14 protein-coding genes are annotated in these 20,252 nt (G+C 39.0%); 3 read left to right on the top strand and 11 right to left on the bottom strand.

All coding sequences use genetic code 11. The features are described from left to right. Positions 1–111: 111 nt before the first annotated feature. Both ACFG4S_RS27855 and ACFG4S_RS27850 read right to left on the bottom strand, forming a co-directional pair. Positions 112–2,313: a putative baseplate assembly protein gene (locus ACFG4S_RS27855; protein ID WP_392532155.1), complete on the bottom strand. Its 2,202-nt coding sequence runs from the start codon at positions 2,311–2,313 to the stop codon at positions 112–114. Next, complete coding sequence (locus tag ACFG4S_RS27850) at positions 2,310–2,723, bottom strand: GPW/gp25 family protein (RefSeq protein ID WP_392536096.1); 414 nt, start codon at positions 2,721–2,723, stop codon at positions 2,310–2,312. Before ACFG4S_RS27850 ends, ACFG4S_RS27855 begins: the two co-directional genes overlap by 4 nt. 460 nt (positions 2,724–3,183) lie before the next feature. Between ACFG4S_RS27850 and ACFG4S_RS27845 the strand changes: the two genes are divergently transcribed. After that, a complete protein-coding gene (locus ACFG4S_RS27845) occupies positions 3,184–3,786 on the top strand; it encodes a PEP-CTERM sorting domain-containing protein (protein ID WP_392532154.1) in 603 nt (200 codons plus the stop codon). A gap of 297 nt (positions 3,787–4,083) precedes the next feature. On the opposite strand, the gene ACFG4S_RS27840 is transcribed toward ACFG4S_RS27845, so the two are convergent. The 5 genes from ACFG4S_RS27840 to ACFG4S_RS27820 all read right to left on the bottom strand — a co-directional run bounded on the left by ACFG4S_RS27840 (position 4,084) and on the right by ACFG4S_RS27820 (position 11,750). Further along, positions 4,084–5,874, bottom strand: a complete 1,791-nt coding sequence (locus ACFG4S_RS27840) for a VgrG-related protein (RefSeq protein WP_392532153.1) — start codon at positions 5,872–5,874, stop codon at positions 4,084–4,086. 244 nt (positions 5,875–6,118) lie between these two features. Next, complete coding sequence (locus ACFG4S_RS27835; RefSeq protein ID WP_392532152.1) at positions 6,119–6,691, bottom strand: hypothetical protein; 573 nt, start codon at positions 6,689–6,691, stop codon at positions 6,119–6,121. A gap of 42 nt (positions 6,692–6,733) precedes the next feature. Then, the gene (locus ACFG4S_RS27830) at positions 6,734–10,963 is read right to left on the bottom strand and encodes a hypothetical protein (protein WP_392532151.1); all 4,230 of its coding nucleotides are present in this window, start codon (positions 10,961–10,963) and stop codon (positions 6,734–6,736) included. Positions 10,964–10,986: 23 nt separating this feature from the next. Further along, positions 10,987–11,511 carry a phage tail protein gene (locus tag ACFG4S_RS27825; RefSeq protein WP_392532150.1) on the bottom strand — a complete coding sequence of 175 codons (525 nt, stop codon included), beginning with the start codon at positions 11,509–11,511 and terminating at the stop codon, positions 10,987–10,989. Then, on the bottom strand, positions 11,511–11,750 hold the full coding sequence (locus tag ACFG4S_RS27820; protein ID WP_392532149.1) for a hypothetical protein: 240 nt from the start codon (positions 11,748–11,750) through the stop codon (positions 11,511–11,513). The genes ACFG4S_RS27825 and ACFG4S_RS27820 overlap by 1 nt, the downstream gene beginning before the upstream one ends. Positions 11,751–11,914: 164 nt before the next feature. Between ACFG4S_RS27820 and ACFG4S_RS27815 the strand changes: the two genes are divergently transcribed. Together ACFG4S_RS27815 and ACFG4S_RS27810 are read left to right on the top strand one after the other, a co-directional pair. Further along, positions 11,915–13,555, top strand: a complete 1,641-nt coding sequence (locus ACFG4S_RS27815; RefSeq protein WP_392532148.1) for a DUF4157 domain-containing protein — start codon at positions 11,915–11,917, stop codon at positions 13,553–13,555. Between the two features lie 2 nt (positions 13,556–13,557). After that, on the top strand, positions 13,558–14,511 hold the full coding sequence (locus ACFG4S_RS27810) for a polyprenyl synthetase family protein (RefSeq protein WP_392532147.1): 954 nt from the start codon (positions 13,558–13,560) through the stop codon (positions 14,509–14,511). A 312-nt stretch (positions 14,512–14,823) separates the two neighbouring features. On the opposite strand, the gene ACFG4S_RS27805 is transcribed toward ACFG4S_RS27810, so the two are convergent. The 4 genes from ACFG4S_RS27805 to ACFG4S_RS27790 all read right to left on the bottom strand — a co-directional run bounded on the left by ACFG4S_RS27805 (position 14,824) and on the right by ACFG4S_RS27790 (position 19,553). Next, positions 14,824–15,486 (bottom strand): FHA domain-containing protein, encoded by a 663-nt coding sequence (locus tag ACFG4S_RS27805; protein ID WP_392532146.1) that lies wholly within the window; start codon positions 15,484–15,486, stop codon positions 14,824–14,826. Beyond that, positions 15,464–17,605 carry a substrate-binding domain-containing protein gene (locus ACFG4S_RS27800; protein ID WP_392532145.1) on the bottom strand — a complete coding sequence of 714 codons (2,142 nt, stop codon included), beginning with the start codon at positions 17,603–17,605 and terminating at the stop codon, positions 15,464–15,466. Before ACFG4S_RS27800 ends, ACFG4S_RS27805 begins: the two co-directional genes overlap by 23 nt. 132 nt (positions 17,606–17,737) lie before the next feature. After that, positions 17,738–18,415, bottom strand: a complete 678-nt coding sequence (locus tag ACFG4S_RS27795) for a response regulator (protein WP_392532144.1) — start codon at positions 18,413–18,415, stop codon at positions 17,738–17,740. A gap of 19 nt (positions 18,416–18,434) precedes the next feature. After that, complete coding sequence (locus tag ACFG4S_RS27790) at positions 18,435–19,553, bottom strand: sensor histidine kinase (protein WP_392532143.1); 1,119 nt, start codon at positions 19,551–19,553, stop codon at positions 18,435–18,437. Positions 19,554–20,252: the final 699 nt, after the last annotated feature.

Here is a 20,252-nt window from a genome sequence, read left to right as displayed (position 1 = left end):
CTGGGGACTGGGATATGAGGAGTAGAGGGGTAGAGGAATAATAACTCCTCATCCTCAGTCAACAATCAACAATGAACAGTCAACAGTCAACACTCCCAATAAAATGACTTATCAGCGATTAATGATTTGAATATCGTGATTTGAACGCAGATTTGTATCAGCCCAAGAACATATTAAACCTTCCGATCCTGGATCAATTAATTGTTCTGGTGATGATTGTCGTCTCCAATTTTCTCCTTGTTTGCGGATGGCAAACATTAGGACTTGGCCTAAATGGCGGACGCCTGGGGTTTGTTGCAGTAAGGCAACAATATCAGATGTATAAACGGGTCGCCCAAATGGCCAACCTTTGCCGTCGATTCCTCCAGTTAATGGATTTAAATATTTATACAGCAATACTCTTAAATTGCGGCGAATTTCTTCTCTGGCAAAAGGGTTGTCGTAAGAAGGTTCTAGAGTAATTTCTGTCTGTACGGAAACGCCTACGTAATTTGGCTCTTGTAGTTCTAGTTGTACTCCTAATAAACGTCTTTCATCTAAGTAACTCAAGATTTGGTCTTGGAGTGCGTTACTGAGGGCAAATTCTTCTGGTGTCATGCCATCCCCTTGACCGATCGCATCTGTATTGGCGAAGGGAACGATCAACAAACTAACTATACCTGCTTGCCTACGTGCATTTGCTGGTAAACACCGGACACGAGCGATCGCTCCTCTACCTGCTTGTTGGGCTAAAACTTCAAAATCTTCGGCGGTGACGGCGCGATCGCGGGTGCGAAGAATTCGCGGTGCTTTCATCACAGCTTGTTCTAGTGACTCGGCATCAGCACCATTGACTGCTGGTATCCGATTGATTGTACTAGCAATATACGGATATGCAGACTTTAAAAACTGGATTGCCCCAGCTTGAACATTGCCTTCTCTACCACCGCCTGTACGGTAAGCTATCATTCTAATCTCTGAGCCACGGGGAGGAATCGCCCCATACTGGTGTTCAGACTCTCTGTTTTCCAGAGTACTAACTTGTACAGATGTGTCGTCTAATCGTGGTTGCTGAATGCGCGATCGCACTTGGGTTTGCTGTTTGAGTTGACCAGGTTCTCGAATCAACGGGCCAAATTGCACTGTACCCGTGAGGGAATCAACGGTGTAATGAAAGTGATGCGGTGCAGAATCAGCAAAATCTCTCACCTCAGTCCATTTCTGAGGCAAACCATTCGCAGGAGTAACTAAAATATACTCGTTTTCTTTGCGTTCTAAAATTGGTGCTGTTTGTAACTGAAAACTCTGACCAGGTGTCCCATCACTAATTCCTAAGCGTTCATCTAGAATCAGCTTACTGTGACTAGCTCTAACTGTACCGCCAATTGACCTCACTGCTAACCCAGTAAGTCGTGGTGGACGATTGTAACCAGATTGATTTGTGTCTGTGATGACAAAGCTACAGCGCAACCAGCGACCTCGGTAAGAGGTAAAGTTAGTTACAGGCCAAATCATCGGTAAATGCAGACGTACTTCTGCTCCTTGAGACGGATTTCCACCTTGTTGAGCCATTTCATAAAAACTGAAGCCACGAGTTTTATCATCTGATTCTTGCAATAAAACTGGTTGCCAATTTTCACCATCCCAGGCTTCCCACTTTCGGGGAGGTTGATTTGGGTTAATCCCAGCAGGGGTAGCCGCCGCCCCTTGGAAAATAATTTCTAAGACATTAGCATCTAAAGAATCGTCAGAATTAATTGCTAAATAAAAGCAATTGCCAGGCTGCGGTTCCTCTTCAAATATCGGCTGTTCGTTACCTGTCCAGTAACCGTTAGATTGACGAGTCCAGGAAGTTGTGATTCTCTCTCGTAGAGATTGGGGAATATCTTCGGTGGTTTGAGCAGTTAACAAGTGCTGTATTCGGGGTTTGCCGATAATTAGCGGCGAATCTGTACTAAAAGTAATAGATTCTGTTGTCTCAGTTTGGATAGTTGAAGCTTCTAATCCTGCGGGAATAGTATAGGCTTCCGGCAGTGCCGAGCTTAAATAAAAAGTTAATTCTGTGTATGCTGGGGCGGGAGGCTGGAGACGAATACCGAGTAATTCTAGAAAAGCGACATAATTTTTTCGAGGTACTTGGTTAAATCTGAGCAACATCTGGTCAGTTAACCAAGCAAATAACTCAATGAGCGTAATTCCCGGATCGCTGAGGTTATGATCTGTCCATTCTGGACAGTAGCGCGGAATACGCATTATACATTCGTCTACTAAATCATCGAAGGCGCGATCGTCTAAGTTGGAAGAAGGTAATTTTGGTAAAAAGTCAAAGTTCACGATTCCTCCCCAGCTGAAACCAAATAATAAGGATAAACAAAGCTGTAAATATCGGGACTGTCTTTAAGTCGATAATTGATGGTGATATCTACTCTGCCACGCAGAGGGTCAGCATCAGTCAGAACTTCATCAACAATAATCCGTGGTTCCCAAACTTCTAAAGCTTCCAAAACATAAATACGGATTCGCAGCAGGGTATCAGTATTTAAAGTTGCAAACGCTAGTTCAGATAAGCGCGAACCAAAATTAGGTCGATAAACCCGCTCACCGACTCCAGTGCGGAGGATAATCCAAATAGATTCTTTAACTTTTTGATCTTCACGGCTAAGCTTTATCCCACCTTGCACGCTTAAATGCAGAGGATAAGCCCAACCTGTTCCCAAATAGGCTCGATCGCGACCATAAACCATATCTGGCACTTAGACAGCTGTTACATGGATATCTTCAAAGATATCGGCACAGAGGGTTTAAGCCTATTCGCCAAAGGTCGAGGATGAACAAACAAGACGCGGGGATGGGGAGACTTGTACTGAGTTTCGACTACGCTCAAATCGAGCGTTCGCGTAGCGTCTCCGTTAGGAGAAGTCGAGATTCAACTACCGCAAAGCCGTTGGCGCAGCCTCTCGTAGAGAAGTATGGGGACAAGGGGACAAGGAGATAAACAAAACTCCTAACTCTTAAGTGCTAACTCAGCACGGGCTAAACGCCCCGCTATCCATGTACAGCACTCAGCACTTAGTACTTTGCTATATGTTTGGTGGTAAACTTCCATTGGTTCTGGGTTGTGCTGTAGCTTAACTCAACCTATAAAATTTAAAATTTGCGATCGCCTTTGGCGTGCTAAAAGCAATCACACTAACAACAATCTCCATGAAAAACTTAGCTCTACTATCTGTTACAGCTATTGCTGCTACATCTGGATTATTTTTCGGCACAATGCAAGCCGCCTCCGCTTTAAATTGGAACTGGAATTATTCTGGTACTGGCATAACGGCCGGTGGTACTTTTACTACTAATAACACTCCTGATAATTTGGGTTTCTATCAGATTTTAGGAATTACTGGCACACGAAATGGCGAAACAATTACTGGTCTGCAACCTACTGGAACTCCCGTACCAGGAAACGAACCTTTTAATGTTGACAATTTAATTAGTCTTAATACTCAACAGTTAACGGGTGATGGTTTTGGATATTCCACTTCCGGGGGAAATTATTCTAGTCCATTTTTTGCCGGTTTTTTGGATACACCGGGTTATTTAGAGGTTTTTTCGGCGCCACCATTTATATCAGGTGCTGAAAATTTAGGATCTGAAGATAGTGAGTTACCTGTTAATTTTTTTGCAAGTATAGTCACTGTCCCTGAACCTAACTCTATTGTTAGCTTACTCGCCTTCGGTACTCTGGGTGTTGCTTCAGCTGTTAAACGTAAAAAGTCATCCAAATTGACTGACAAGACAGCAAAAGTAATTTAGTAAATCTTAAGTAGCGTGCATTAAGCGCTAAATATTTATGTTTATTCCTACCCAGATTACCGACTTGTTGAAAAAGTTGATTATCTGGGCATCTTAAGGAATTTTTATTTTGAAATAACTTCTAATATTATTTCGTTAATGAGTCTTTGATACTCATGAACGAGTATATTTTGCGGATTAACGAGCATATTTTGCCGGGTAATGAGTCTTTGATACTCATGAACGAGTAATTTTTGCTCCTGAAAAAAACTTTTTGACTAGTGGACGCACATCAAAACTGCATTCCCCATTCCCAGACTAATTAAGTCGAATAATCGCACCTTTGACTGTAATCTCACCGTTGGCGGTAATATCTATATTGCCAAAAGCATTTAATGAGAGATTACCTGTTGATTTTACTGAAATAGATTTAGTTATATCCCTCATTTCGATTTGATGACCGCCTGTGGTTTGAATAGAAATAGATTGACCTTTGTCATCCATTTTGATTGTATGACCCCCTGCGGTTTTAAGTTCGATATAGCGATCACTATCATTGAGATATATTTTGTGACCGTCTTTAGTTTCTACCCGAATACCTGTTTTACTGGTTGCTTTATCTTCTTCCACAAACTGTAAAACATGTCCAACACGAGTTTTAATGGTGCGTAATCTGACACCGCCGCTGCCAACTGAGTCATCTACTTTTTCGGGTGGTGCGTCTTTACCATTCCATACACCACCAATCACGTAAGGACGATGGATATCCCCATGCTCAAAACCTACTAACACTTCATCGTTTACTTCTGGTAAACAGTCGAAACCTCTGTTTTTTCCTGCTCCCACAGCTACAACTCTCGCCCAGTCACTTTCATGATCTTCTGTCATGGTGGGGAATTTAAGCTTCACTCTACCCCATTTTTGTGGGTCTTTATTATTAGTCACAATTCCGACTAATAAAGTCTCAGATGGCTGTAAATGTTTTTTCGGCGATAGAGTTGTGAATAAATTACCAGCACGTAACCCGCGTACACTGAACTCAGTTTCATAAACCCGGTTCTTGAAGAAATGGCGGGTTTCTGTGACATAATATTCACCATTAAAGCGATCGCCCATACCATTAAGACCAACAAGCCGTCCTGGGCGAATATCAGGATTCCCTGTTGCTGTAGCATCTGCATAAACAAATTCCCCTCCCAGTTCATCACACAAAGCCTGAGCCATTATCTCTGCTTCTTTTTGGCTGGCAACAGGTTTATCTACAACAATCATTTTTGGGGCTTTAATATTAGAAAATGCACTACTAGTACTGCTTCCTAGTTGATTACCTGTCTTAGTCATTTGCTTTTCTTTGTTGACTGTTGAGGTAATCACTTGTTTCTTAGTATAGTCCCAACCGCGTACTTCCACAGAACTAACCTGCTCAGCACTCGTAACACGGGTATTGAATTTACTAATATCATCTAGCCATTTTAATGGTAAAGATCCCTGAGTTTTTGGTTGGGAAAAATTTATTTTGTCTTCTGTAATAAATAGCTCGAAACCAATACGAGCAGCCCTTTCTTGCAAAAACTCCATATTAGTTTGGTTTTCTTGGAAGACATACTTGTGAATTGGAGTACTTTTTTGTATCTTACCAGTTTGTATACCTACCTCTTTAGCTATTGTTTCTACTATTTGGCTATCGGTTGTATTTAAAAAAGAACGATTATAGCGACCTCGATGAAGACGATGAGAAACATCATAGCCACGGACTATTATATTAGCTTCAGATTTTTCATTGAAGTGAACTTCTATCCCTGTAATTTCGCCTTGTATTAGTATTTTTTCTATCAGATCTTTAAAATTCGGATCTAGAGTAATACTTGAAGTAAAACCCAACTTCACTTTATTCCCAATTTTTAACAGATCGTCATATCGCCAAGGTTGATTTTGTGAACGATCGGATGTTGGCAGATAGCTATTATGTATCACCATCGTAAACATTGCTGGTAAATGCAAGCTCTCTTCTACAGTAATTTGCAGTAAATCTTTAAGTAATTCAGGAGAAGCAGGTTTTCCTTCTATTGCGAGTTCCGGTTCGCTTAAATATTCTTTGGTATTAGGCATAAACTATCTTGTATAAATGTAAAATCTTCAGACAAAGCTTGTAAATTTTAGATTTTTTGGAGTGATTATAACAACCCTAAATCATTTATCCTTTGTTTTTCTATTCTCCACGAGAGTATTTTTACAACTCAAATAGGATTACTAAAATCAGAATATTCACAAATGATTTAATATTCCCATAAGTGCTATATTCATTCATAAAATATTAGCTAATTTTTTAATTTGTAAGTATTCTGATTCCTGATTAATTTTTCGCCACCTTAGAATTTTTTGTGCGGTTTTTTCCTTTAGATTGAGATTCTTTACCTCCAGGAAGGTTATTTTTATCTACTTCTTGCAAGTCTATATCTACTATTGCTCTAACCGGTGTTCCATCACTCAAAAACATATTTAATGTGTAAGTTAGCTTCGTGATTACACAATAAAAATACTCTGTTCCCCATGTTAATATATAAACAGGTGGACGCTTATCAGCCGATCCTTGAATTGTTTCTACACCTTTCTTAATGTTGTCTATGTACTTATTCATCACCGACTCTTTCGTTTCATAAGTGTCGAATAACAATTGTTTCAAGGTAAACATATAAGGTTTTACACCAGAAAAGTTAACCTTTGGTAAGAGTTCAGTACCTCTATTACCATCATTGCTTTTCCACTCAACAGACCGACTAAAACTAACCTCTGTTGGATTAAACATCAATTCAATATCTGGGGCTTCTTTTTTATAAGCTATAAGTTTCGCTTTCTCAAGTTGTGGTTTCAGCTTTTGAGTAACAATAATTGGTTTTTGAGTAACAATAATTGGTAGATTTAACATTTGAATATCTCTCCTAAATTTCCTAAATTTATTAAATGATATTTACCAAGATAAACGACCTGAATAACCACCGTGACGTTCTCGCTCAATTTCTAGACGTTGGCGTAATCTGCTATAGATTTCACGAGCTAAAGTTTCAAGTTCGGATGTATTATCTTTGTTATGTTCTTCGTCTTGGGAAAAACTGTTTCCTACTGTCTCAGTTAGCGATTCTCTGTTTTCATATGCATCGGATACAGTGACTTCTCCACCATCAGCAAAACCTCTAGGTGCAGGAAGATGTTTAGGAAAAACTTGTGAATATTCTGATTTTGAAACAGGAGAAAATTCAGAATTTTGATTTTTAGATTCTGCACCCGTAAAGAAACTTGTAAATTTATCATCATTTCCATTTAATAATTCTTCTACACTTGACCATTCAGAAGGTGTATCTGACCATTTGGAAGGTGTCTTAGTCCTAAAATTTGTAGAATTTGCTTTTCTGAAAATCATCGGAGGTGATGAGTATTGAGGTGAAGGTTCACCTCCATCAGTCATTTTGTTTTCAACACTACTCAGCTGTGGAGAATTGAGTATCGAAAGTTTTTGTTTTTCAACATTCAACCCCAAAGAAGAAGGAACTAAAGAATTAGATTTTTGAGGTGATTGATTATCAAAGCTTTTAAGTTGTAATGAAGTGTCTGAAAAAGAATCGACTTTAGTCGAAGTCTGAGGAGAAGTTGTTTGTTCTGGTTCTTTGGGATTTGGTATCTCTAAATTTGGAAGAATAATATCCTGGGGTGTACCACCAGTGTTAATGTGCTGTAGTAGACCTAGATTTTTTTGTGCATCCCTGGTATTAATCACAAACTCCCCAGGTGTAAGCATTGCAGGTACTGTATCCGAGGGTGCGATGTACTGAGGATTTTGAATTTGGGAGTCTGTTACTTGACCGCCAGTAGCATAACCTTTAGGTGCGGCGAAATTTTTAATGGTGGTATTTTGTTCAGCTTGAGGTGGTGTGCTGACTTGATTTTGTAGAAGAGTTGGTTTTTCTGCGATATCTTGGTTATCTGAGGTATCAATAAAGGTTGAAATTTTCGGATTTGCGATCGCTCCTAATAATTTTGATTCTATTGTCTGTTCATTTTCCACTATTTTCGGTAAAATAGTCGATTTTTCCACAACATCTGATGATACATCCCTAACTGCTGATGCTTGGACAATCTCAGGTAATGCGGCGCTAATTGTTGGTGCTTGGACAATCTCAGGTAATGCGGCGCTAATTGTTGGTGCTTGGACAATCTCAGCTGATACATCCCTAACTGCTGGTGCTTGGACAATCTCAGCTGATACATCCCTAACTGCTGGTGCTTGGACAATCTCAGCTGATACATCCCTAACTGCTGGTGCTTGGACAATCTCAGCTGATACATCCCTAACTGCTGGTGCTTGGACAATTTCAGGTAATGCGGCGCTAACTGCTGGTGCTTCGACAATCTCAGGTAATGCGGCGCTAATTGTTGGTGCTTGGACAATCTCAGGTAATGCGGCGCTAATTGTTGGTGCTTGGACAATCTCAGGTAATGCGGCGCTAATTGTTGGTGCTTGGACAATCTCAGGTAATGCGGCGCTAATTGTTGGTGCTTGGACAATCTCAGGTAATGCGGCGCTAATTGTTGGTGCTTGGACAATCTCAGGTAATGCGGCGCTAATTGTTGGTGCTTGGACAATCTCAGCTGATACATCCCTAACTGCTGGTGCTTCAACAATCTCAGGTGATACATCGCTAAGTGCTGATGCTTGGACAATCTCAGGTGATACATCCCTAATTGCTGGTGCTTGGACAATCTCAGGTGATGTGGCGCTAACTTTTGGTGCTTCAACAATCTCAGGTGATACATCGCTAAGTGCTGATGCTTGGACAATCTCAGGTGATACATCCCTAATTGCTGGTGCTTGGACAATCTCAGGTGATGTGGCGCTAACTTTTGGTGCTTCAACAATCTCAGGTGATACATCCCTAACTGCTGATGCTTGGACAATCTCAGGTGATACATCCCTAATTGCTGGTGCTTGGACAATCTCAGGTGATGTGGCGCTAACTTTTGGTGCTTCAACAATCTCAGGTGATACATCCCTAACTGCTGATGCTTGGACAATCTCAGGTGATACATCCCTAATTGCTGGTGCTTGGACAATCTCAGGTGATGTGGCGCTAACTTTTGGTGCTTCAACAATCTCAGGTGATACATCCCTAACTGCTGATGCTTGGACAATCTCAGGTGATACATCCCTAATTGCTGGTGCTTGGACAATCTCAGGTGATGTGGCGCTAACTTTTGGTGCTTCAACAATCTCAGGTGATACATCCCTAACTGCTGATGCTTGGACAATCTCAGGTAATGTGGCGCTAACTTTTGGTACTTCAACAATCTCAGGTGATACATCCCTAACTGCTGGTGCTTGGACAATCTCAGGTAATGTGGCGCTAACTTTTGGTACTTCAACAATCTCAGGTGCTACTAAGATAGGTTCACTTTCTGTAGACTTGCTGATAATCTTCTCAAGATTGTTGTCACTATGCCGTGAAATTAAATTTGCTGAGACATCTGAAACATTAACCGATACATCTGATTGTGACTCTGAAGTTCCTAACTGTTCATTATTATTAGAGTTGCCAATAAAACTAAGTTTATCTTCAATATAATCTGAACTAGGTGTTAGTTTAAGAGGTGCAGAGATTAGAGACTCACTAGGGATAATCGAATCAATTTCTTCTTGTTGTATTGGAATAGAGCTTTTTGTAGCGGAAGACTCAGGAATATTTACAGCAATAGGTTTTAGAGGCGCATAGCTGTTCCCCTCTACAGTATTTTCAACACTAACTGAAGTAAGCGCTGAAGGTAAAGGTGCATTTTCTAGAGAATTACTAGGGACAGTATTACCTGTGTCCAAATCACTAGTGGTACTTTCTAAGATGAAATTTGGCTCAATGGCTGTAATTACCTCAAAGTTATTATTTGTATTGGGTGATTCTTTTGTAGGCGATAGAGAGTTTGAGGTTGATGATAGTTCTTTTTTGGAGATTAAATTAGTTAGAGAATCATTACTCTGATTTTGAACTTTAGGAGGAACTTGATATGTTTCAATATTCTGTTGTAGCGGTGTTGGGCTGAGTCTAATGTCTGACGTATCAACTAATTGTGATGATTGATTAATTACTTGCTGTTCATTTTCAGTAAACTTACTAGACGAGGTAAATTTTTCCTCCACATTAGGAGGAAAAGTTAATTCTATAGGTGAATTATGCGCTAATTCACTTTTGTTAACGTCCAATTTTTTCTTTTGTTGTAATGGCAAGCTTTTATCTGAGATAGACGGTTCTAAACTTGTTAAATCAGATGGTAAATCAGAAAAAACTTGCTGTTCTACCTCGGCAAGTTTCCGAAAAAAACTTGGTTCTTCTTCAATATTAGGCAAAGTAGATGCCTTTGTACTAGGTAAGATACTACTAACATAATCATCCTCATTTGTAGTATTATCTAAAGCCAAGTCTTGTTGTAATCTGGGGAGTTCGGAATTAAGTTTAGCAGACGGAGGTTGTTCTGATGCTATTAATTTAGGATGAATATTAATATTGTTTTCATCAGAAGTTTGAACAACATTCTTAGCCGCAGATGATTTTACTGATTTTTTAGTTATAGATTTTGATTTTTGTGTCTGTTGAGGTTTCTTTTTTTGTTTTGCTTTATACTTGGTTTTAATATTTACTTCTGGTGATGTATTATTAATCGTTTTGTTTTCAATAATAGTTGGTAATATGTCTGGAATACTTGTTTTTACTAATTCCTGATTATTAAAATTATTAGTTTCTTCTAAATCTATTGAATCAATTTTAGTATTTATTTGTGGTGATGTATCATTAATCGTATTGTTTTGATCGATGATAGTTGGAAATATTTCTAGAGTACTCTGTTTTAATATTTTCTGATTATTAGAATTCTTATTTTCTTGTGAATCTATTGAATCAGAAGGATTAAAGTCAATATCTTGATTATCCCAACTATCGTAATCTATGAATGGTTTTATCGATGGTTCTTCTTGACGATATAATAAAAATTCCGAAGAGTTAAGTAATGGTGATTTTGTTTGTGTAGGACTGATAAAACGACTTTGCGAATGCAGAAAGTCAGACTCTTGCCTTAAGCCTAATCTGTGAGTAGTAGATAAAGATGATATTACCCCAAGTGGATAAATATTATTTCCTAGTGTATGTTGAATTATTTGCATAAATAGACTTAAAAAATAAATGATTAACTAGAAACGAAATATCCTGTTTTTTCATTTCGTTGTCCAAGATTGCCTCCTCCTGTAGTTCTTGCAACTTGTAAGCCTTCATAAGCCAAAGTTAATTCTTCAATAGCAACTGCCTTGCCATCTGCTTGTAGTGTAGGTGTTTTCCAAGTTATGGGAATAGCACCAATCAAAGTCCAACTCATCATCGTTTCACCAGATTGATTAAAAATCAGAATATTGACATTTCGTCTGGATGTTTTCTCTTTTTCATCAAAAACTGCATTTATCCAGTTCCAAAAACCTGGATGGTCGGTAACTCCACGTTTAAGAGTTACGTCGGAAAATTCTGTATGGCCTAAATATATTCTTTGCTGGTCGTTGACACCACCTTCTTGAAAAACATTTTTCTTAATTTGAAGGCTTAAGCCTGTACATTCAGTAAAAGATGCTGCAATAGAACTGTCTATTTCTATGTAAAAACGATTACTAGTGACATAATTTAATTCGTGAGTAACGTTGCCATTATTAGCATTTCCAGCCATTAGAACCACCTATGAGAACTATAATTACCTATTCTTTCTCGCTGCAATCGCAGGTCTTCTTGCAAAAGTTTATAGACATGCTCTGTGAGTTGGTTCAGCAGCAGTGCATCGTTGAGGTATTTACTTGCCGTTTGACCGACTTTGCTGGCATTAGAACTCGTTGAAACCCCAGCGTATCCAGCAGTACCGCCAACGTCTCCATTAAACGTAAAAAAAGCTTGTTCCTGATTTGAGTCCATAAATAAAAAAACTCTCCTAGAATCCAGGCTAAGGCTACTGCATCAGAATCAAAAGTAGCCAAAAGTCGAACTTGATTTCACAATTGTGTTGCAAATGCGATCGCTGTACCCTAGATATAGGTATCAGCAAAATATTTATCTACTTACGGCTTGGACATCAGAAAATGAAAGAACGCATAGTTCAGCCTAAAAAAGTTTCCACAGATTCCTTCTCAATATCTGTACTCAGAAAAGCAACACTTGGTTTTGGTTCACAGTCCTCTGGTGCTTCATCCCCAGCAACGCCAAACAACAAATCTCTAGTCCACGACATTAGTCGAATACCACTGCATCGTCCCCAAACCAAACTCACAGTTAATCAGCCAGGAGATATTTACGAGCAAGAAGCTGATACGGTGGCAAAAGAGGTGATGGTCAGATTAGGGCAACCTCTAAATTATCAGTCTATCCAGCGCCAAGAAATGCCAGAAGAGGAAGAATGGCAAATGAAACCTCTGGCAAGTTCGATTACCCCTGTGGTGCAACGGGAAGAAATAGCAGAGTCAGAGTCAGAAGAATTACAAATGTCTTCGCTGGTGCAGCATCAGGCTAAAGGTGGAATGGCTGCTATCCCAGACTTAGAAGCGTCTATCAACCAAGCAAAAGGGGGTGGAGAGGCGCACCGCCCGAACCAAACTGGACTATCGGATAACTTAAAAGCAGGGATTGAAAGCCTATCTGGTATAGCAATGGATGATGTCAAGGTTCACTATAATTCTGCGAAACCTGCAAAGATACAGGCATTAGCCTATACCCAAGGAAAAGATATTTATGTTGCATCAGGACAGGAAAAGCACCTTCCGCACGAAGCTTGGCATGTGGTTCAGCAAAAGCAAGGAAGAGTAGAGCCTTCCATTCAAATGAAAGGAATCTATGCCAATGTTGACCTCATGCTAGAAAAAGAAGCTGACATCATGGGAGAAAAAGCAAACAACTTATCATCTGTGGAGTCACGCCTACCCTCAACTTCTCAATCAGCACACAGCAGCGAACTGTTAGGTCAACCATTACAAAACAGAACGATTCAGGGCGCTCCTGTTAGACAATTTATATGTGGGAGTATTGGAAGCAATCCTCCTACGCTTGATGCTCTAATTAACACCAGTGCCAAAGCATCGCCTAGCACCATAGCAAATCAGCTCGCAGACTCTTCTCCAGCTTTTGCGAAGTTGCGAGGAACAGCAGATACAGAAGTTAATAACACCTTTGGAAAGGAAGGTGGTGTTGAATATAAAGATAAGCCTAAGAAAGGGGGAGGTACTAGCGCAGCTTATTACAAAGATGGCGTTACCTATTTTGATCGGGAAGCACCTATGCCTACGACTGTCCTGAATATCGTTTTTGAAACTGCCAATGCAGCACAGGCTGGAATATTCCAAAAGATAGAGAGTGATTACGATAAAGGCATACTCCTGGATACGCCGATGAAATCCTATATTGAAGATCCTTCTTTATTAGGAAAATATCAAAATGATTACGATCCTAAAAATGCAGCGTCAAAACGCTCGCTGATTCAAGAATATTACGAATGGAATAGTTGCTTAATAGCGCAAAATGCATTGAGAGATCTCTCCCAGCGATACACGAGTGAAGTCGCAAGCATCACTTGGATATCTTCATTTGGTCTGATCTTAGAGTGTAGAAATTTCGAGGAATATTACGAGCTTCAAGGCAAGATACACCGCAGGGCAGTCCAAGGTACCTTAGAACAGCCTAAAACCAAGCAAGATAGTGGAAATAAAATAGACGTATCCAACTTGTTCTAATAATGATTGAAAGTGCAATTAATTACAAGAAAATACTTGCTGATATTCGTAGTAGGGCGATTGCAATAGCTCAAGGGGAATGGTTAGAGTTAGGAGCTTTAGTTAATAATATTCTTCCTAGTCCTTTGAATCCTATGATACTATTAACTGTTGCCACAGGTACAGCAGTTGGTAGCAACAGTAGCGCACTCATTGATATCGCCGCTATTATTGTTCTCGCAGATATGTCCTTGAGGATTATCGATGATTGCGCCGATCAAGATAATCCCTATGCCTTATATAAATCTATTGGTGTTGGACAGGCAATTAATTATGCGATCGCACTCAATACTCTCACAATTCGAGAATTGGTAAATATCAAGATACCAACCCAGAAATTAGCAAGTCTGACCAATGGCTACTTTCATTCATTTCTCAAGGTTTGTCAAGGACAAGAGCGCGATATAAAGAGAACTGCAAAATCACTGGAAGAATATCAGGAGATCGTCAAATTCAAGACCATACCTGCTTATGAATTTGCTGCTTATGCAGGCGCACAAATCACTTCTTCTGATATCAATTTAATTGAATTGTGTTCTAATTGTGGAACTCATCTAGGTTGGATGACACAAATATTAGATGACATTGAGTCATTATGGTTCCCAATCATAACCAATAGTCTGGCAGAAGCAAAGATGAATTTTCCCATACTTTTTGGTTTGAAACTCGATCATCCTGCTTCCCAACTTTTAAAACAACAGCAGACGACCCAAGGATACGACCGCATTCAATTATGCGCTTTGCTTGACGAAATGCACGTTCGGACGAGACTGATAAACTTAGCCCTCGATCATCGAGATCGGGCAATCACGCTCCTCGATAACTGCGTTAATCCAGCAGGAAGCAAAATTCTTAGACTTTGGTTGGATTGGTTATGGCGCGATGGCGAACGTTTATTAAAGGCTAAGGCATTATAGCGCTTTTGAAAAGTGCGATCGCTTAATTTTGATGGTGCAAAAAGATACCATTTTTCACTGCAATCGCCTTTCTTGTAGCGACTATCTTAATAGTCTTGCGATCGCTCGTGTATGAAACTTAATTTAGTGCGATCGCCCCATCTTTCAAATTCTTGTGGCGTGCATTAACGATTTGTAATGTCAAATTCAGTTTAATTTATGGTAACTCTTGCCAAAATTAAAGGGTAGTCGATCGCTCAACTACCCCATGAAATCTTCAAGCTTTTTACAAAGCTACTACACCGCTTACTCCTGAGAAATACAATCTTTCTATTACATTAAATATGCTGTGAAATTAACTAGATTATCCTGACCAAACCTCAATGAATCGCCGTTAAGCAGTCGATATTGCATCCCAGGAGTTAGAGGAGTATTGTTTAAATAAATACCATTAGTACTCATATCAACAATCATGTATGCATTTTGCGACCAGTCCCAATCAACTCGCGCATGACGACGAGAGACTATTCCTTCATTGGGAATGCCAGTCAAGTCAATTTCTGGCGGCGCTATTCCTGGACTTTGACTGCGGCGACCAATATAACCTCCTTCGCCAACGAGCTGAAATTCCCTGCCAGTGCTATGAATCAGCTTTAAGAGTGGCGCTCTTTGAGGCGGGGGGGTATAAACAGGAGGTGTTGGTTGATAAGAAACCCGTGGCTGATAGACTGTTGAATAATCTACGGGGGGTTGTTGTGGTTGAGGAACTTGGTAATTAGGTTGGTCTGTTGCTGGCCGCTGATACTGACTAGGTGGTTGTTGAATAGGTGGTTGTTGAATAGGTGGTTGACTAGGCTGTGGCTGAATAGGCGCTTGTGGTGTCGGGGAAACTACATTACCCACAGGAGTGGAACACCAGGGACAAACCTTAGCATTGTTAGGCAGGGCGCGGTTAAAATATTCGCAACTAGGATTAGGGCACCGATTTGCAGGCATAGGAATTTATATCATCAGGCATAGGTTGTAAAGCTACAAGACCTACTTTACTAAGTAAACACTGACCCTGACGAGTAGTTAGCATCTGGGCAAATGTAGAACCACCAGTTAGGCGGTTGCTGTCTTGAGGGTACACTACAAAAATAGGGTATCCCAAGGGGTAGCTTTGGAAAGTTGTGACATCAACATAATAATCATCATGTTGGCACAAGTCATCGGAAGGATTTATTGAGCGGCGATCGCGCTTTTGAAACAAAGGCTGGCTAGGTGGCTTGTTACCAACTGCGATCGCTAGGGGATAGCCTGTACACTGTTTCCAGGTTTTACTCATAATCCCAAAACTGATAATCCCAGTGCTTCGCCCTTCTAGAGTCTCGCTACGTATCTGGTTCTGGGTTTTTGTTGTATCAAGTTTAGTAATTTTCGCTGCAAATAAAGCTTTGTCCTGAGGGTCATTTTTCAGAACTATTTCTTGAAATTTACTTATTGCTTCCGGTTCAGTTGGTGCAAAAGGTTTAATATCAAGAGAATTTGGAAATTTCGGATTAATCTGTTGCCAATTGGTAATTTTACCTGTGTAAATTTGACGCAATTGTTCAAGACTAATTTGCCCTCCCAAAGCATTAGCGAGATTTGAGTCTCTCTTATTAAATGCTACAAAAACAATCAACCCATCATAAGCAACTCGTTCTTTAGTAAGTTTACTTGTAATGTTATTTACTAAACTAGTAATTGCAAAGTCTTTTTTACCTATTTGTACTTCTTCTACACTTTTCATCGGATTATTTACATCTGATGACAAAACAGATTCATAATTATATGTTACTGCTGCATCTGGCTTTGGTTTAGCCAATATATCTCCTAGACGATTGTTATCTACTGGTTGGGTTAAAATATAACTCCATGAACTATTTTTTTCTCCTGTGTAAGTAAATTGTCCCGAAGGAACGTTAGGAATTTCAGAGAAATTCCGCACAAGTTTAGCCCATTCTATGTATATAGGAAGATTTGTTTTTTTACTAAAAAAGAAAAACAAACACCAAATTCCACCTCCTAGTAGTAAGAAAGCCAAAATTCCTAGTAGTATAATTAAGGGCATTGCTAAAGGTTTTTTTATTTCTTCAGAAGCAGAAGAACGCACGGAATTGTTAGCGGGATCTTCTTTGGGAAGTTGCAACAGAGTTTGGCGAGCTGCTTCCGCATTTTCAAAAGGAGTCTCCAGCCCAATTAAACGATAAATAAATTCTTTTAAATGGTTATCGGTATCTGGCCATTGTTGATTATCTCTAGGATCTAAAGCTTGGTTAGAAGCCAAATTAATTGTCCGTCCTACCCATAAATAAAAGGCTACCATTCCTAAAGATTGTAAATCTTGTTCGGGTCTAGCCGACGCTGGTTGAGAAATAATGGGTGGAATAAATAAGTTTTCCCAGATTGCTAAGTCACAAAAATATATAGAAAACTTTTGATGATTTTCTACTTTAATTAAAGTACTATCTAAACTGATGTTGCCATGAGTTAAACCGAGTTGTACTTGGTTGGAAGGAAAACGTAGCTTTTGGGTGTGGAGAAACTGGAGAGTTTGTAATGCTTGATTTAGTACTTCTCGTACCTGAGGAGCTGTCATTGCTCCCTTTTCAATGATATATTGACCTAAAGTTTGGGATGAGTCTATCCCTTTGACGATTAGATAACAGCGTTCTCCTTTATCATCAGCGATCGCTTCTTTAGTTTCTACCAGCCGAAAGTTTTGAATTCGACTATCGGCTAAACTTACTCCCCCTACCCTTTTAAAACTATCTTTCCGTTTGAGAGTCTCGTTTTCATTAAAACAGCGATTGGGTAGCAGGTATTCTTTGATGATTACAGGCTGTTTGTCCTTGAGTTGGATAGCTGAATATAAGCGTCCTAAACCCCGCACACCGGAAAAACTAACTATTTGATATGTACCCTGACTTCCTTTAATCTCGGCCTCCTGCGGTAAAGTTGCTGGAAAACCACATTCCAAGCAAAACTTAGCTCCCTTGATTTGCTGTGCCGTTTGAAAAGGGCGATCGCAATTTAAGGGAGAATTGTAAGAGCAGGGGTATTCTTGATAAAAAGATTCAAATGAAGGCATATAAGCAATTCAAAATTCAAAATGAGAAACCTTCTGTTACCAAATATCCTGAATACTGAGGATATTATGAAATTTAAATGTTAAATAGGTTACAAAGAGTTTCGTTAATTGCGTCTATTGCTTCCTGAGTTATCAAGCTTTAACTAATCCTAACTTGAGTGCAGTCACAATAGCTTGAGTACGGCTAGTAACCTTCAGTTTTTCAAAAATACTTGTGAGGTGAGCCTTAATAGTAGCAACCGTCACATATAAATGCTTAGCGATTTCTTCATTAGAAGCACCTTGAGTTAACCAGTATAAAACTTCTTGCTCTCTTTCAGTTAAATGTACTTCATGACATGCTCTCACACAAGAATCCGAATAAGCTTGAAAAAACCGAAAAAAGCGACTAGCAACTTCTGAAGGTAAATAAATTTCCGATCTGGTTACAGTACTAATAGCTTCACAGAGCTGAGTCGCCAAACGATTTTTAAACACATAACCTGCGGCTCCCGCCTGCATTGCTCGAAAAATCCAGTCATCTTCTTGATGAGCAGATAATACTAAAACCTTACCAGAAAACCCAGTTTCCTTTAGGCGTGCCAGAACTGTAATCCCATCACATCCTGTCAATTGCATATCCAGCAAAATCAAATCTGGATTCTTATGACCTGTAAATTTTAAAACTTGTTCTACACAATCTGCATCACCCACAACTTCTACAGGTAATTCAGAATTAATATTATAAAAATTTAGTAGGGTACGTAACCCTTGGCGAAACCGTTCTTCGTCATCTACCAGTAAAACTGAAAGTCTTTTATCGTCAATCATCTTTTTAATTATGAATTAATTATCCGCTTTTTGGTCTAGGCAAAATTACAGAAATTTGTGTTCCTCTTTCGGATAAAACTTGTGCCCAAATACTTCCTTGATGATCCAAAATAATTTTTTTGGCAATGGTTAAACCGAGCCCTGTACCTCCTCTACGACGGGAATAAAAAGGAGTAAATATTTTTTGTAAATCCTCTGGAGATAGCCCTGGACCTTGATCGGAAATTTTAATTAAAACTTCATCTTGGAAAATCTGCCAGCTACAGTTAACAATTCCTAAATTAGGGCTAAAATGAACAGCATTACTCAATATATTGTCAAATACTTGCTTCATTTGTAGTCGGTCTATTTTTAAGATTGTAGATGTATCAGAAATGGTTATTGTAAGTTTCTTATCATTAATCAATGGTTGTAAGTTTTTTACACTTTCAACCACTAAACTTCTTAAATCTTGAAGGGTAACCCTTAATTTTGCACCTTGACCACAATCAATAAGCTCATTTAAATTAGTATCTAAATCTTGTATGCTTTCGCTAATGATAGTTGCTTGTTCTTGCCAAGGATTCTCCTTTAATCCTAAGCATAAATTATGTGCATACAGTCCGATCAGTCCTAGAGAATTACGCAATTGATGCCCTATTCGATGTAAAATATCTTCCAGTAGTTGAATCTCGGTTTTTTGTCTGCCATAATCTATGTAAATATCTACATACTTACTTAATAGTATGGCACAGCGTTTTGTGTATAATTTGGAACTATCAGATAGAGGTTTATCAGTAATAATTTGAATGTATTCAGGTTTTTGATTTCTATAGCCTATGGGACAAATGTAGCAAATCGATGAAGAATCCTCCAGTGGAAATTTATCTAAAGTAAAAATAGGTGGAAAGTCTGTCAACCATACTTCTGAGCGCAAATAAGCTAAAGTTTTTTGAGAAAAAGGAGGTTGGTTTTGACGATAATTAATCACTTCCTGATGAGTTCTGAGCAACCAATCATGATAGACAATACGAGCGAAAAAAATTCGATCTTGACTAGTTAACTGCTCAGATTCAAGTTGACAAAAACTTTGAATATCTGAAGAACTCAAATAATTAGAGCCATTTTCTAGTTTTTGTAGAGAAAAGCCTAATGTCATAGCTTCACTCGCCTTATGTCACAAATATTTTGATCGGTCTGCTGTCCAGTATAAATTTATGCAGTTACAGCAATGTTTATTTTTTTATTAATTTATCTTCGGAGATAATTATTAAGTAATTATTAAGTAGTTATTAACTTTACATTCATAAACGCATCTTAACTTTTGTACGTATATACCAATCATCTCCAGATTAATCTCCAAACTGGAGTTGCTGCTTTTCGGATTTTTTAAGAAATGTTTTGCCAAATGTGAGATTTTTTCCTTAACATCCTTGTGAGTTTAGCTTTCATTAGTCTTGCAGCTAATTGATAAAGCTAATATCTTTCACTGTTCTTAAAAAACCAAATAAATCGGGTTTATAAACGAAAAATACAAGTTTTCAAACTTAGAGATTTCGAAAAAATAAATTATTCAATCTTTGAGAGTAAGCCAAAAAGTCTGCCCATACGCAAAGGTGGGCAAAATGCTCGCCCTAATTATCTAAGCTAAAATTTCCCTATCCCTGCATCTTTGTGCCCCAAATCAATCATAACCTATGAATTTTGGGTTGATGAACCACTAAGTCTGGTAGCTAGGCATAAAGTCTGTCGTACTTCTGACTTCTGCTGTCACTGCTTGCTTTTTCATCGATAGAGGATATTTCAATCTAAAACTCAGTTCCCTCTCCTTAATCTTGTTAATTTGTAATAGCCAAAT

The sequence above is a fragment of the Nostoc sp. C117 genome (genome assembly GCF_043099735.1).
Taxonomy (GTDB): Bacteria; Cyanobacteriota; Cyanobacteriia; order Cyanobacteriales; family Nostocaceae; genus Nostoc.
The sequence above is the reverse complement of the archived record's forward strand: the minus strand, read 5'-3'. Positions and strand labels throughout refer to the sequence as shown.